Genomic DNA, 14,421 nt, shown 5'->3' with positions numbered 1-14,421 from the left:
TATCAGGGCGCTCCGGTACCGAAGAAGATGAGCAAGCTGGGTTCGGCGGGCAAGCCGGGCACCGGCAGCTTCCTGCGCGCGGATCCCTGGCAGGAAAGCGAGAAGCACTTCGAGCTCGAGCACGAAGAAGAGCACAAACAGCTGAGGGTGCTGCAGCGGGCGCAAGAGAAGGCGAACGGCAAGAACGGCCACTGAGCTGCCGCTACGCGACGGCCCCGAGTTGAATCCGACTCGGGGCCGTCGCGTATCACGAGGCGGATGTCACCAGCGGGGCGTCGAGCGTCGAGCCGCCTCGATAGCCTCGAACTTGGCCAGATTATGCCGGGCGTCGGCCAGCGCGTCATGCGCGTCCGAGGGAACCGGGGGGAGCTCGGGCCGGCCGTGCGCCTCCCAGTGCTGGCGCAGCTCGTTGGTGTAGCGCGGCAGCGCATTGGGCAGATCCACCATGGAACCCCACAGCTGGCACAGTGCCACATGGTCGTAGGCCGCGACCCAGGCCCACAGTTCCGGCTGCACGCTCGCTCTGGGGACCAGGAACCGGTAGAGGTCGTCGCGGATCTGTGCGCGGCTGCGCCACAGTGGGGAGGACGGCGGCGGCAGCTGCGGAAGAACGTATTTGCGCACCCACGGGCCTGCACGGTCAGGGTCGAATTCGGTCGACACCGCGTAGTACTCACGGCCGTCCTCGCAGACGAATCCGATCGAGATCAAATCGATGGTCTTACCATCCTCGATGAATTCCGAGTCGTAGAAATATCGCAGCGAGATCGGTCTCTCCTCGACGTTCGGGTGCCGTACGGCAGGTAATGGGTTCCGGGCAACCCTATGCGGACGGTCGGAGAAGCGTGTGCAAGGGGCCATATGGTGGAGATTTCCGCCACCTTGGTGGAGCGGGTTACCCCTTGGCACCGGGTATCCCCGGAGGGCGGTCGGTCCGTATTCTGGACAGGTGAACTGGACTGTCGACGTACCCATCGATCGCCTGCCGGAACTGCCGCCGCTGCCCGTCGGTCTGCGCACGCGGTTGGATGACGCGCTGGCGCGTACCGCGCTGCAGCAGCCGTCCTGGGATCCGGCGCAGGCAGCCGAAATGCGCACCGTGCTGGAGAGCGTGCCGCCGATCTGCGTGCCCGCCGAGGTCGAGGAGCTGCGCAGGCAGCTGGCCGAGGTCGCGCGTGGCGAGGCGTTCCTGATGCAGGGTGGCGACTGCGCGGAGACCTTCGCGGACAACACCGAGCCGCACATCCGTGGCAACATCCGCACGCTGCTGCAGATGGCCGTCGTACTCACCTACGGCGCGAGCGTGCCGGTGGTGAAGGTCGCTCGGATCGCGGGTCAGTACGCCAAGCCACGCTCGGCGGACACCGACTCCCTCGGCCTCAAGTCCTACCGCGGCGACATGGTGAACTCGTTGGTCGCCGACGAGCAGCTGCGCCAGCACGACCCGTCCCGCCTGGTCCGTGCCTACGCCAACGCGAGCGCCGCGATGAACCTGGTCCGCGCGCTCACCGGCGCGGGCATGGCCGACCTGCACAAGGTGCACGACTGGAACCGTGATTTCGTGGCCAAGTCGCCCGCGGGCGCGCGTTACGAGGCGTTGGCCGAGGAGATCGACCGCGGCCTGGCGTTCATGACCGCCTGTCGGGTGAACGACCCGAGCCTGCAGGCCGCCCGTATCTACGCCAGCCACGAGGCGCTGGTGCTCGATTACGAGCGCGCCATGCTGCGCCTGAGTGAGAACGCGAACGGCGAGCCGGTGCTCTATGACCTGTCCGCGCACTTCCTGTGGATCGGTGAACGCACCCGTCAGCTCGATGGTGCGCACGTGGCGTTCGCGGAGCTGATCGCCAACCCGATCGGCTTGAAGATCGGCCCGTCCACCACGCCGGAGCAGGCCGTGGAGTACGTCGAGCGGCTGGACCCGAATAACGAGCCGGGCAGGTTGACCCTCGTGTCGCGCATGGGTAATGGCAAGGTTCGCGACGTGCTACCACCGATCATCGAGAAGGTGCAGGCCACCGGCCACCAGGTGATCTGGCAGTGCGACCCGATGCATGGCAACACCCATGAAGCCTCCACCGGCTTCAAGACCCGTCACTTCGACCGCATCGTCGATGAGGTGCAGGGTTTCTTCGAGGTGCACCATGCGCTGGGCACGCATCCCGGCGGCCTGCACATCGAACTCACCGGTGAGGACGTCACCGAATGCCTGGGCGGCGCACAGGACATTTCCGACCTCGACCTTTCCGGTCGCTACGAAACCGCCTGTGATCCACGCCTGAACACCCAGCAGTCCCTGGAGCTGTCCTTCCTAGTCGCGGAGATGCTGCGCTGAGGGGTGATCGGCGCACCGGTCCCGTTCCGGTGCGCCGAATAGCGCGGCGGTCGTCGCGTAGCGCTTCAGCATGATCTCCCGTGCTGCGATAACGCACAGGGTGGGCACGACTCGGCGTGCCGCAGGGTCAGGGAAGTGCGACAAGGGAGACGCTGCTGCCTGGCTCGACGTTGGCACCGATGGCGGGGGTCTGCGAGATCACCACCGACGCATCCGAGCGCGTGAGCTGGCTGATCTGCACGTGCAACCCCAGGCCCTCGAGGCGGGCGCGGGCATCGCCGACACTCGCACCGAGCAGGCTCGGCATCTTCAGCGCGTTGGACACGAGCAGAACGACCCCATCGCCGCTCTGCACCGTCTTTCCGGCGGTGGGATCGGTGCCGATGACGTGGTCGGCCTCGACGCTGCGATCGAACTGGCTTCTATTCTCGCGCACGGTGATTCCGGCGGCCGTGAGGATCTGCACCGCCTCCGCGGTGGAGCGGCCCTGCACGTCGGGCACCCGCACCGGCTGGGATCCCTTGCTGCGGAAGACCTTCACCTGCGCACCCATGGGTAGCACGGTTCCCGGCTGCGGGTCGATTCTGGCGACGGTTCCCTTGGGTGCGGCGTTGGACTCCTCTCCGGCGTCCACTGGTTGCAGCCCGGCGTTCCGGATCATCTGTTCGACATTCGACACCGAGTCACCAGGTTTGACCCCCGGCACCCTCGGCTTTCCATTGGAGACCAACACCGCGACCGTCGATCCTTTGGTGACCTTGGTCCCGGCCGACGGGTCGCTACCGACCACGCCACCGACGGGGATCGTATCGGACGCCTTCGGCCGGGTCTCGGTCTCGAAGCCGGCCGCTCGGAGCGTGGCGATCGCCTTGTCGGTGTCGAGCCCAGCGATCGGCGGGACCGCCGAATAGCGGCCGAAACCGAGCCACCAGCCGCCGATACCCACCAGCAGCGTGACGATCGCGATGATCGCCACCCACAGCCATACGGTGCGCCGGGACCTGTCGCGGTCGGTGCCGTAGGGCCGATACGGTGGCGCTGGATGCGCTCCTCGCATTTGCTGTGGCTGGTCGTAGCCGTCCGGCGCACCGTAGTCGACCCGCGGCCGCTGTGCGGTGACCACTCTGGTGTGTTGCACGGAGTGCGCCGTGCGCGGCTCGCGTACCGGCGCCACCGCGGTCTGCAGGTCATCAGGGTTGACCGTCCGGTAGCTGGCGCTGAGGTGCTCGGCCGACTCCTGCGGCGCGGGCACCCGGTAGGCGGGTAGCTGCAGCGTCGCGCCGATCTGTCGCAGCGCGTCCACCATCTCGTTCGCGTCGGCGAACCGATGTCCCGGTTCGCGGGCGGTCGCCTTGGCGACCAACTCGTCGAATTCCGCGGGCACCCCGGCGATGAATCGACTCGGGCTGGGCACGTCGTTTTCGATACGTTGGTAGGCCACCGACAGCGAGGTGTCACCAGTGAACGGGACCTGGCCGGTAAGCAATTCGAAGATCAACACGCCGAACGAGTAGACATCGCTGCGCGCATCCGCGGTGCCGCTGGTGACTTGCTCCGGGGACAAGTAGGCGGCCGTGCCGAGAATGACGCTCGCCGAGGTGGTGTTCGCCGCGGCCACCGCCCGTACCAGGCCGAAATCGGCGATCTTCACCTCGCCCGCATCGGAGATCAGGACGTTCTCCGGCTTGATGTCGCGGTGTACCAGCCCCGCCGTGTGCGCGACACCGATCGCCGCGAGCACCGGCTCGGCGACGGCGCGCACCGCGTGTGGTGGCATCGGGCCGCGTTCACGCAGCAACTCGCGCAGCGTGCCGCCCTCGACCAGTTCCATGATCAGGAAGGGGTGGTCGCCGTCGATGCCCTGGTCGTACACCGCGACCAGCGATGGATGCTTGAGCTTGGCGACCGCACGTGCCTCGAACTCGAATCTCGACAGGAACTGCGGGTCACCTGCGAACTTCGGGTCCATCACCTTGATGGCAACCGGTCGGTCCAGGCGGGTATCGACCCCGCGGAAGACCGTCGACATTCCGCCGCGGGCAATCGGCGCATCGATCCGATAGCGCCCTTCCAGCATCTGGCCGATCAAGTGACGTCCTCCGGCTTTCCCAAACCTCGCACCCCTCGCGGTCCATGCCACAAGCGATCAGCCGCCCTGCGCGGCCCTCACGATGGTATCGACCGAACCGGCCCGGGTGTCTCACGACGTGCGAGGAAGGACCGTCTACCGTTGTCCGGGTGAGTGCATTTCCCTGCAGTGATGACGTCCTTCCGCAGTCGGTGGCGCTGGTGCCGCTGCCCGAGGTGGCGGACAACCTCGGACTGGTGGTAACCCGGGTACATCAGATGCTGCGCGACCACCAGCTGATCGCCGTCCGCAGAGACGGCGTGCCCGGCATCCCGGCGCGATTCTTCGACGACACCGGCGCGGTGGTGAAGCCATTGCCTGGGCTGATCACCGTGATGCGCGACGCCAAATACACCGACGAAGAGATCCTGGAGTGGATCTTCACCGAGGACGACAGCCTGCCCGGCAAGCCGATCGATGCGTTGCACGGCCCACTGGCGCGCGAAGTTCTGCGTCGTGCGGCGGCCGATCCGTTCTGAGTTGTCGGCCGCGCGGGCGCGGCGGATTCGCGGCCCCTTGTGGCTTCCCTCCGAGCGGACGACGCTGGCGACTTCGTCGCGTGCCCGTCGGCCGCTCGGACGGAAGCCGGGCCGCGAACGGCGCTCGATGGCCGGGTGGGGTTGTGTGGGTGGGGGTTATGTGTGCGGGGTCGGTAACTGTAGGTGGTCGGCGCTCGATGGTGTTGTGAGTGGGTGAGGTTGGTATCTGGTCGGCGGGGTGTCGGGCTGCGGTCCGGGCGTGATGGTCTTGCGCGGGTATCGGTTTCGGCTGACTTGGATGTGTGTGGTGCGGTCAGTGTGGAGCGGGCCGCGCGGGTGGCGGTTGTGAATTCGGTTGCGGCTACGCGCAAGTGGTGGGGAGTCGTAGCGCGTTGCGCGACGACGGCGCGGTCGAAGCGGTACGAGATGTCGGGTACTGGGGGGTAGCGGTGCACACGGCCTCGGCCGTCAGGTGGCCATTGGTCGTGGTTCGTCGGGTGGCGCCGCTTGCGTTGCGGCGCTCGGCGGACCGGCGCGCAACCGTAGCGGATCCACGGTGCACAGCGACGTCGCCGCCACCACGGCGGCGAAGGTCGCGGCGGCGACGTGCCAGAAGTTGTACAGCCCGATCGAGCCGTCCGGCTGGAACACCAGCATCAGCCAGGTACATACACCGACCAGCGTCATCAGCGTCGTGGTGGACAGCGCGAATCCCGCGGCGAGCGCCAGCGGCCACGAGTAATACCAGGGCAGCGCGGCGGGGGAGAGAATGACGATCGCCACGAACGCGATCAGAATGCCGAGCACTGCTTCCCGCTCGCTGTGCCGGAACCGCCACCACGTCCAGGCGAGCACCGCGACCAGCGCCAGCGCGCACATCGCGCGAGTCACCCCGAGTACCGACTCCATCCGCAGCGGGGTCAACCAGGTGACCGCGTGCGCCATGATGGTCGGCAGCGACAGCCAGTTGATGATCTTCTTGGATCCGGACAACGCGGTGAGCCAGCCGATGCCGACCCCGGCGATCGCCGAGGTGGCCACGAAGACCACCGCGAATACGCTCAGGCCCAAGCCCGCGATCTTGGCGAACATCGTTGCCGGGTGGGGCATGTCCTCGGTCGGCTCGGCGGCATCGTCGGGCTGTGCACTCGCGGGCAGGTGCGCCGGGTCACGCCCGACCCGTTGCGCCGCGCGGCGTTCGCGCTCGTGCAGCATCCAGATCCAGACCAGGAACGGCAGTGCCACGCCCGCGGTCGCCTTGATGGCCACGCCGATCGCGACGACGACGATCCCGGCCACGTGATGACGCTCCAGCACCAGCGCGATGCCCGCGCACATCAAGCCGACCATCAGCATCTCGTTGTGCACGCCGCCGATCAGGTGGATCAGCACCAGCGGGTTCAACACAGCCAGCCACAACGCCACGGTCGGCTTGCCGCCGAGGTGTTTGGTCAGATACGGCACCGCCCACATCATCAGCGCGAGGCCGGGCAGCATGACCAACCGCATCGCGATGGTGCCGGCCACCACGTTGTCGCCGGTTACGGCGGTGATCGCACGTCCGAGTAGCAGGAATACCGGGCCGTACGGCGCGGTGGTGGTGGTCCAGACCGGGCTCACATTGTCCAGCAGCACACCGGGATTCGCCACCGGTCCGACCTGGTACGGGTCGAAGCCGTCGCGCAGCAGTGCGCCCTGGGCCAGATAGGAGTAGGTGTCCCGGCTGAACATCGGCACGGCGAACAGCAGGGGGAAAATCCAGATGCCGACGATCGCACGCAGCTCGTTCGGTGTCACCCCGGCGCTGGTTCGATTACCCGTCCCGATCGTGGCGCGACCCAGCCGGACCCAGGCGGTGATCATCAGCAGCACGCCGATCCAGATGCAGATGGTCGAGAGGGCGTACCCGTGGCCGAAGCGCAGCCAGGACAGGTGCATAGCCTCCAGCAGCGGGTCGCGCTTGCGGACACTACCCGCGCCGAACCCACCGAAGGTGATCATGATGGCGCCGACGAAACCGAGGAGGGCGGCGTGACCCTCGGGACTTCTGGCGAAGTCGGCGCAGGCGCGCATCCACCACAGGGAACCACGGGCGGTGGCCGATTCGCGGCGTGCCGAGGTGTCGGGCGCCTGGCCGGTGCTGTCGGTGGTGGCGGCCTCTGCGGTGCGCGTTTCGGGGGATGCCATCTGGTGTCGGTCCCCCCGAGTGGTCGGCGGTCGCAACCGCGAGCGAATAGGTCGGCGCTCAGTTTACGGCGTCGATCCGAACACTATGCCGCTGGTGCTCGGGGTTTCGCACGGAGTGGGCCGGATATCGCCGGAAAAGTGGTTTGCCGCTGGTTTTCTGGAGCGCCGTGCGGTGCGCCCGCCAACCCCGGTCGTGGTGCCGCAACCAGCGATAACTACATCATCGCTGGAGGCTGGAAAATTGCGCGGTCGACGTGGCCCGGTTTGCCGGAAAAGGTGCGCGGAACGGTGTGCCCGCGATCATCCTCGATCCAGCCACGCTTGCCGTAGCCGACCCGCCAACCCGGCGTCGACGACGACCACGCGATCGGTCGGTCCTGCCACGGATTTCGTTCAGCCGTTTGGGCATCGTCGCGGCGCGCGAGAGCCGTACCCGCTCGGCTCACGCGGAGCGTTCGGTAGCGGCCAGCGCCATCGCGCGCAACCGTTCCTTCGCGGCGGCTGTCGCGGTGCTGGCCTCGATCGCGGCCACGCCGCGTGCGGTGAGTTCGGAGATCATGCGCTCCACCTCGTCGACCGCGCCGAGTTCGGTGAGCACCTCGCGCAGCCGTTGTACCTCGTCGGCACTCAGATCGGTGCCGATGCTGGTCCGCAACAGCGTGCCCGCGGCGGGATCGGTCGCATCGGCCCGACGCAGCGCCTCGGCCAGTAGCGCGGTCCGCTTTCCTTCTCGCAGGTCGTCGCCGGAAGGTTTGCCCGTCACCGCCGGGTCGCCGAAGACGCCGAGCAGGTCGTCGCGCAGCTGGAAAGCGATGCCGATGTCGGTGCCATACGTGCGAAAGGATTCGATGAGGTCCTGATCGGCATCCGCTATGGCGGCGCCGAGGTGCAGTGGGCGTTCGACGGTGTAGGCGGCGGTTTTGTACCGGTTGATCCGCAGCGCGGCTTCGACCGATTCGTCGGCGCCCGCCTCGCCGTGGATATCCAGCAGTTGGCCGCCGAGCACTTCGGTGCGCATTCCGGCCCAGACCGGTGCGAACCTGGCGATGGCCGCCGGGGCGAGGCCGGAGGCGTGCACCATGTCGTCGGCCCAGGCCAACGCCAGGTCGCCGATCAAGATGGCCACGCTGGTGCCGAAGTGTGCCGAGTCGCCCGCCCACTCGCGTTCCCGGTGGCGCCGCTCGAAGTCGACGTGCACGGTGGGGAAGCGGCGACGGGTACGGGACGAGTCGATGATGTCGTCGTGGACCAGCGCGCAGGCCTGCACCAGCTCCAGCGCCGAACAGGCGGTGAGCACCGCGTCCGCCTCGGCGGCGTGCGGATCGCCGCCGGCGCCGAGCCAGCCGGTCCACGCGAACGCGGGTCGGGTGCGCTTTCCGCCGCGCAGGACGAACAGCTCGAGCGCCTCCGCCGCCTCGATGACGACCGGCCCCAGGTGTCCGACGATTTCACGGCGGGTCAGGAAGAACCGTTTCAGGGCCTCCTGCACGGCGGAGACGAAGGCGGGGGTGCCCGGCACCGGCACGGCGGCCTGCGGGGTGTGGGTACCGATTCCGGCGGACAGAGTGGAGCCTCCAAAGTCGTGTGGCGGTGGACACGCGGGGTGCGGTGCACGGGTGCCGGCCACTGCGTGTGATCCGGCACCGTGCGGGGTGTTCGCAGGTGGCGCCGGGCGCGGCGTATGAGTTGCCTGATCCGAGAGAATACGCGGGGTGGCCGAGCGACTTGCCGGCGCTGCCGTCGGCCACCTCTAGACTGAACCGGTGACTTTCGACAACGTGCGGGGACGCTCGACTCCGGGCCGGGCCTCCCGGACGCACCCGAACGTCTCTGGAACACCCTCGGTTGTGCAGAGTCTGCAGGTTCACGCCGGGAGCGCGGTGCCGTTCTCCGTAGAGTTCAATCCGCCCCGGGACGGCGCCACCGAGGCGAGGTTGTGGCGTGCGGCGCGCCAGTTCGAACGGATGCACCCCGCGTTCGTATCGATGACCTACGGCGCCGGCGGTTCCACCCGTGACCGTACCGTGCGCGTGACCGGCGAGCTCGCCGAAGAGACCACTCTGCTTCCGGTCGCGCACCTGACCGCGGTGGAGCACAGCGTCGCCGAGTTGCGTTCACTGGTCGGCGCCTACGCCGACTCCGGCATCCGCAACATCCTGGTGCTGCGCGGTGATCCGCCGGGCGATCCGCTCGGTGAGTGGCACCGGCATCCCGAGGGCGTCTCCTACGCCGAGGAACTGGTGCGCATCGTGCGCGACCTCGGTGATTTCCATGTCGGTGTCGCCTCGTTCCCCCAGGGGCACCACCGCTCGCCGGATCTGGCGACCGACACCGCGTTCCTTGTCGCGAAACTGCGCGCGGGTGCGGAGTATTCCATCACCCAGATGTTTTTCGACGTCGAGCACTATTTGCGGCTGCGTGACCGGGTCCTGGCCTGCGATCCGGTCGAAGGCGCCAAGCCGATCATCCCGGAGCTGATGCCGATCACCTCGCTGCGCACCGTACAGCGCGCCGAAGAACTCTGCGGCAGACCGCTGCCCGACGCGATCATGCAGCGGCTGCGCAAGGCCGCGGGCGACGGTCCCGAGGAGAACGGCGCCGCGGTGCGCGCGGCAGGTATCGAGATCGCCACCGAGATGGGGCAGCGGCTGATCGACGAGGGCGCGCCCTGCCTGCACTTCATCACGCTCAACTTCGCCAAGGCGACCAGCGAGGTGCTCACCAACCTCGGCTACGGCGTCACCGCCGCACCGATCAGCGCCTGACCTCCACGTTCCGGATCGGACGTGCCCACCCCGGCGTCGAGGCCCGGTACCGCTGGTCTATACCTGCGCTGTCGCGTGATTCGACCACATCGTGTGATCGGCTGCGGCGCCGGTGCGGACGACCGAGGCGTGCGATCGACCGAGCGTGCTGACGGGTAACGCCGGTGATCAGCAGTTCGTCCGCGGATCCTGCTCGCCCGCCTCGACGGCCACCCGCAGCCGGTTCTGTGCGGGCGCGACCGGGCATGTCGCGAAATCGGTGAAGGCGCACGGCAGATTCGTCGCCCGGTTGAAGTCGAGCAGCACCGCGCCCTCTGCCTCGGGTGCGCCGACGGCCAGCGAGCGCGCCGCGGGATAGGTGGTGACACCACTGGTGGCGTCGGTGAACAGCACCCTTAGCTGGTCCGGGTCGCCGAACGCGACGATCCGCTCGGTCACCCCGCCGAGGGTGAATTCGATGGTGCCCGAGACGATGTGGTGGTGTTCGAGCCCTACCACCACCGCACCCGTGGTCAGCGTCTGTTTCCGGTCGAACGGCGTGAACCGACCGGGCACCACCCAGCGCGGATCCGGCGGGTAGGTCGGGATTCCGGCGAAGCTCAGCAGGCCGGGGGCGGCCGGATCGTGCACCCGGACGGCGTAGCGGCTGGTGCGTCGGATCACCTCGAGCACCCGGTGTTCCTGCAACACACTCAGTCCCGGCGCGCCCTCGGCAGGCGTGATGATCTGCACGCCTGCGATGCCGAGGCCGTCGTACTCCAGCCGGTCGGCAGGTTGCGCGGTGATGAACACCTTGTCGTCGGTGACCCACCAGGTGCCGGGAACATCCGGCAGTCGCTCGGGCCGGTCGGTAAGCCAGTGCAGTCCGGTCAGACTGAGGACGCCGAGCGGGTCACGCAACTGGTCTTCCCTCGCGTGGTGCCAGCGCGCCCATTCTGTCTCGAAAATACTGGTGATGCTGGTGGTCATGACGCTTCGGTTCCTTCGTCGACGGTGCTGCGATGGTGGGGATGGCGCAGGCCGAGGTTCATCGGACAGGTGGATCGCCTCGTGGCCGAGCTGCTCGGGTCGGTGGGCGGAGTCGGGTCGGCGGCTGCGGGAAATCAGCGACGACAACCCGCGGAGCGGACGGTGCGGTGGTCGATGTGGCGACGGGTCCCTCGGACGTCGCGGGTGGCGGAGCTGATCACTGCGGTCCTCCATCGGTCCCGGCGGAAGCACCCACGCCCGGTGACCGGGGGGTTGCTGCGACATCGATGAGCCAGGTCTCTCGGCCGCTCTGGATGGTTGATGTCGGCGCCCGGCGCGCCGATCCCAGGTCGGGCCGAGTCATCATGCCCAGCAAGCGAGCCTTGGAACAAGGGAAGTAATCATCGTGAGCACAGATCTTGCCGCGTGCCGAGCTACCGGATCTGTGTGTAACCAGATATCCGCCGTCGCGGGGGAACGGCCTACCTCGGTCAGTCCGACCCGGGCGAATATCACCGACTGTCCGGGGGCCGCGGCATTCGCAATGGCGGGCGCTTGCGAGGTGCTGCACGCGGACGGGTCGTGGCACTATCCGCTCGTCGGTTCGAGCGTACGACCCTTCCAGCGCAGCGCGCCCCGGTGGCGGGCGCGGTGTGAGCGCGCCCATAGCAGCAGATAAACCGCGACCGAGAGCGGGTGTGCCAGGGCGACAACGACATCCGAGCGCGTGGGTGGGCCGCCGATCTCCGTGGAGCGGGCGAGCAGCCTGCTCGTCACGGCGGCCAGGGAGCCGAGCAAGCCCGTCCACCGGACGCCCGATTTACCGAGCACGGCGGCCATCGGCGGCGCCCAATGGATCAGGGCGGCAAGCAGTCCCACCGCTGCTCCGCGGGGAATCGTGCCGCCGTGGGCCGACCAGAGCCAGCGGGTGTACCCCGCCTCGAGGTCGATCGCGCTGTGGTACATCCTGGTGTGTGCCAACGGCCCGGCGGCCACCACGGCGGTGGAATATCCGGCTCGGCGCAGGGCTCGGGCGATATCGAGGTCCTCGGTGACGGACGCGGCCACCGCGGCGTGACCACCGACGGCGCGGTAGTCGGCGTTGTCGAACACCAGGAACTGGCCGCAGGCCACCGCGGACGACGGCCGTGAACTGCGATCGTCCGCCGTGATCGGCAGCGTCGCGGCCCAGGACCAGCACAGCAGCGGCTGCACCATGGCCTCGGCAGCCGACTCGGCCAGCTGTAGCGGCCACGGTGATACCAGAGCGACGCCTCGCCTGCGCAACTCGGCCACTGCCGCCGCGATGGCGGTGGGCGCCAGGCGCACATCGGCGTCCAGGAAGACCAGCACCGGCGTACGCACCCCGTCGGCCAACCGGGCGCAGGCGGCGGACTTCCCGGTCCAGCCTGGGGGAGGTTCGGACTCGGTGCGCAGCAGCGTGAATCGCGGGTCGCCGTCGATGGCGGTGCTCGCCGCTGCGGAGGTGTCGTCGGTCGAGGAATCGTCGAGAATACGCACCGACATGCCCGGAATGCGTACCTGAGCACGCAGATCGGCGATCAGACCGGGTCGCCGATCGGCCTCGTCCCGTGCGGGGACGCACACCGTGACCGGCTCGATCGCCGTCGGGGGTGTCCTCGCCAACCGTCGCAGGGTGAGCCTGTTGTACAGGGCGATGCCCGCGCCCAGCACTGCGAGCGCTGCGGCGCACGTCACGGGGACCGCGGTCACTGGCGTCTTCGACCGATCGGCACGCACCATGGCGCCACGCTATCGCGGCGTGCCGACGAAATGCTCAGCGATTCTGCGTCACCGAGCGCCACCAGCGGCTCAGTGAGAACCCGATCTCCGGCGCGGCGGGCGCGGCCGGGTTGCGATCCATGAACGCCATGGCGGCGATGATCGCGGCCACAGCGAGGGTGATGCCGCCGACGATGCCCGCCCAGCCCGCGAATGAGCGGGTGTTCGGGTCGGCATAGCTGACCTCGGCGCGCAGCGTGGAGACATCACCGGGCGGCAGCTTCCAGGAGACGATGTTGTCGCCCTCGCGGCTGCCGTTGGTCTTCGCGACGCGGGCCGGGAACGCGATGGTGAACTGTACGTCGGAGCCGTGTGGCGGCACGGATTTCAGATCGACCCGGCCGGTGAGGCTGACCAGATCGCCGGTACGCACGAACTGCAGTTGGAACATGCCCTGGGTCTGCTCGGACAACTGCCCGAGTTGCTGCACTTCGCCGAATGACAGATCGTCGAAGAACACCTGGCTGCCCGCGTAACCGTCCTGGGCGTACGCCTCCACCCGCACCTTCGCCGCGAGCGACTCGGGCGCCTTCAACTGCGGTCCTTTGTCGTTGGGGTCCGTGGGCACCACCGCGGCGACGATCCGGCCGGACACCCGATCGTTGGATGAGACACCCATCGAGACCTGGACTCGCAGGCAGCCTGCGAGCACCGGGGCCAGCAACACCGCGAGCAGGACAGCCGCGGCGATACGCACGCCACGGCGTGGTGTCCGTTGCGGCGGGAGTACCAGGGCATCGGGCATCGTGGTCTGCACGGGTGACATCGTGCCAGGCCACTCGCCCGGCATGCCACGCGACGGGCGCAACCCGTGTCGCACCCTGGCAGCGCGGGGGACATCGGGTCAGGTCAGCGCCGTGATCGGAGCAGGACAACCAGCAGCGGGACGCCGAGCACACCCATCCCTACCAGTCCATAGCAGGCGGAATAGGGCAAGCCGAGGAACACCGCGTGGGCCAGTGCCGACCCGAGCCAGGTCCACACGAACATCGCGCCCGGGACGGCGAGACCGGATACCGGGGCGCCGGCGGGCGCCGCACGCTCCCACACCGCGAGTAGACCGGCCATGACGAGCGCGACGCCGAACCACCCCAGGTAATTCACGGACGGGATCTGCTCGAGACCAGGTAGGCCGGAGCCAGCATCACACCAGGTCCACTGCCCGTCGGCGACCATCTGCGGGTCGAGGAACAGGTCCCAGCCGACGGCGCCGAGGGCGGTCAGCGTGATCCGCGCCGTTGTCCGCCGAGATACCGCCCCGGCTACCACCCACGCCGGATACATCCCGCCGATCCAAGTTGTCGCGACGATCAGCGGCACCCCGAACAGCGCGGGCCCGAGCCGGTCCACCGCGTATCCGTAGCAGCCGAACGGCGCACCCGTCGCGGTGCCGACCACCTCGGCCAGCAGTCCGATTCCGGAGACGAGCACCACGCCGACGGCATAACGCAGTCCCCGGGTCGCTGACGCGTGGGCGAGCGCCGTCCCGGTGGACAGCAACACGACCGCGATCGTGATCCGGTCACGCCCGTCGCCGGAAGTCAACGGATAGCCGATCTGCGCGGCGACTGCCAGCACCGCGCAGGCCACCGACAATTCGAACAGTGCGGAACGATGTTCCGGCATCGGTCGCACGGCGCCGATCTCGGCGGTCACGGAAGGTGTCCGGGCAACGGCTCGGATGTTTCGGCGCACCCGCGTGACGCCGACGGTGGGTCGCCCGCGCCCGTCACCGTCGGTGCCGTCGGAGAAATT

11 protein-coding genes, 1 pseudogene and 1 riboswitch are annotated in these 14,421 nt (G+C 68.4%); of the genes and pseudogenes, 4 read left to right on the top strand and 8 right to left on the bottom strand.

The window, feature by feature from the left end; all coding sequences use genetic code 11:
- A pseudogene (locus tag AB0B25_RS25770) lies at positions 1–195 on the top strand (cytochrome b); the annotation flags it as partial.
- A gap of 66 nt (positions 196–261) precedes the next feature.
- On the opposite strand, the gene AB0B25_RS25765 reads toward AB0B25_RS25770, so the two are convergent.
- A complete protein-coding gene (locus AB0B25_RS25765) occupies positions 262–762 on the bottom strand; it encodes a polyadenylate-specific 3'-exoribonuclease AS (protein WP_357184351.1) in 501 nt (166 codons plus the stop codon).
- Between the two features lie 187 nt (positions 763–949).
- Between AB0B25_RS25765 and AB0B25_RS25760 the strand changes: the two genes are divergently transcribed.
- Positions 950–2,335 carry a class II 3-deoxy-7-phosphoheptulonate synthase gene (locus AB0B25_RS25760; protein WP_357184322.1) on the top strand — a complete coding sequence of 462 codons (1,386 nt, stop codon included), beginning with the start codon at positions 950–952 and terminating at the stop codon, positions 2,333–2,335.
- Positions 2,336–2,462: 127 nt separating this feature from the next.
- Here the strand turns inward: AB0B25_RS25760 and pknB are convergent, their stop codons facing one another.
- Positions 2,463–4,412 (bottom strand): Stk1 family PASTA domain-containing Ser/Thr kinase, encoded by a 1,950-nt coding sequence (pknB, locus tag AB0B25_RS25755; protein WP_357184348.1) that lies wholly within the window; start codon positions 4,410–4,412, stop codon positions 2,463–2,465.
- A 161-nt stretch (positions 4,413–4,573) separates the two neighbouring features.
- On the opposite strand from pknB, the gene AB0B25_RS25750 reads away from it, so the two are divergent.
- Positions 4,574–4,942 carry an Rv2175c family DNA-binding protein gene (locus AB0B25_RS25750; RefSeq protein ID WP_357184319.1) on the top strand — a complete coding sequence of 123 codons (369 nt, stop codon included), beginning with the start codon at positions 4,574–4,576 and terminating at the stop codon, positions 4,940–4,942.
- 468 nt (positions 4,943–5,410) lie between these two features.
- On the opposite strand, the gene AB0B25_RS25745 is transcribed toward AB0B25_RS25750, so the two are convergent.
- Both AB0B25_RS25745 and AB0B25_RS25740 read right to left on the bottom strand, forming a co-directional pair.
- The gene (locus tag AB0B25_RS25745; RefSeq protein ID WP_357184345.1) at positions 5,411–7,015 is read right to left on the bottom strand and encodes an alpha-(1->6)-mannopyranosyltransferase A; all 1,605 of its coding nucleotides are present in this window, start codon (positions 7,013–7,015) and stop codon (positions 5,411–5,413) included.
- Positions 7,016–7,571: 556 nt separating this feature from the next.
- Positions 7,572–8,654 (bottom strand): polyprenyl synthetase family protein, encoded by a 1,083-nt coding sequence (locus tag AB0B25_RS25740; protein WP_357184316.1) that lies wholly within the window; start codon positions 8,652–8,654, stop codon positions 7,572–7,574.
- 238 nt (positions 8,655–8,892) lie between these two features.
- On the opposite strand from AB0B25_RS25740, the gene AB0B25_RS25735 reads away from it, so the two are divergent.
- Positions 8,893–9,894 (top strand): methylenetetrahydrofolate reductase, encoded by a 1,002-nt coding sequence (locus AB0B25_RS25735; RefSeq protein ID WP_357184313.1) that lies wholly within the window; start codon positions 8,893–8,895, stop codon positions 9,892–9,894.
- Between the two features lie 168 nt (positions 9,895–10,062).
- On the opposite strand, the gene AB0B25_RS25730 is transcribed toward AB0B25_RS25735, so the two are convergent.
- The 4 genes from AB0B25_RS25730 to AB0B25_RS25715 all read right to left on the bottom strand — a co-directional run bounded on the left by AB0B25_RS25730 (position 10,063) and on the right by AB0B25_RS25715 (position 14,292).
- Complete coding sequence (locus tag AB0B25_RS25730) at positions 10,063–10,863, bottom strand: DUF1684 domain-containing protein (RefSeq protein ID WP_357184310.1); 801 nt, start codon at positions 10,861–10,863, stop codon at positions 10,063–10,065.
- Between the two features lie 227 nt (positions 10,864–11,090).
- A riboswitch (SAM riboswitch) is annotated at positions 11,091–11,184 on the bottom strand.
- Positions 11,185–11,451: 267 nt separating this feature from the next.
- Positions 11,452–12,627 (bottom strand): glycosyltransferase family 2 protein, encoded by a 1,176-nt coding sequence (locus AB0B25_RS25725; RefSeq protein WP_357184308.1) that lies wholly within the window; start codon positions 12,625–12,627, stop codon positions 11,452–11,454.
- A 34-nt stretch (positions 12,628–12,661) separates the two neighbouring features.
- Entirely contained in the window at positions 12,662–13,411 is a 750-nt protein-coding gene (locus AB0B25_RS25720) for a DUF3153 domain-containing protein (protein WP_357184342.1), read from the bottom strand.
- A 104-nt stretch (positions 13,412–13,515) separates the two neighbouring features.
- Positions 13,516–14,292 carry a carotenoid biosynthesis protein gene (locus AB0B25_RS25715; protein ID WP_357184339.1) on the bottom strand — a complete coding sequence of 259 codons (777 nt, stop codon included), beginning with the start codon at positions 14,290–14,292 and terminating at the stop codon, positions 13,516–13,518.
- Positions 14,293–14,421: the final 129 nt, after the last annotated feature.

Source organism: Nocardia sp. NPDC049190, assembly GCF_040648115.1.
Taxonomy (GTDB): Bacteria; Actinomycetota; Actinomycetes; order Mycobacteriales; family Mycobacteriaceae; genus Nocardia.
Note: the sequence above shows the minus strand (reverse complement) of the source record. Positions and strands in the feature narration are given on the sequence as shown.

Excerpts from the sequence above, each read along its gene's own strand:
- AB0B25_RS25730 (WP_357184310.1), bottom strand. The coding sequence starts at position 10,863 with ATGACCACCAGCATCACCAGTATTTTCGAGACAGAATGGGCGCGCTGG.
- AB0B25_RS25715 (WP_357184339.1), bottom strand. The coding sequence starts at position 14,292 with ATGCCGGAACATCGTTCCGCACTGTTCGAATTGTCGGTGGCCTGCGCG.
- AB0B25_RS25745 (WP_357184345.1), bottom strand. The coding sequence starts at position 7,015 with ATGCGCGCCTGCGCCGACTTCGCCAGAAGTCCCGAGGGTCACGCCGCC.
- pknB (WP_357184348.1), bottom strand. The coding sequence starts at position 4,412 with ATGCTGGAAGGGCGCTATCGGATCGATGCGCCGATTGCCCGCGGCGGA.
- AB0B25_RS25725 (WP_357184308.1), bottom strand. The coding sequence starts at position 12,627 with ATGGTGCGTGCCGATCGGTCGAAGACGCCAGTGACCGCGGTCCCCGTG.
- AB0B25_RS25720 (WP_357184342.1), bottom strand. The coding sequence starts at position 13,411 with ATGCCCGATGCCCTGGTACTCCCGCCGCAACGGACACCACGCCGTGGC.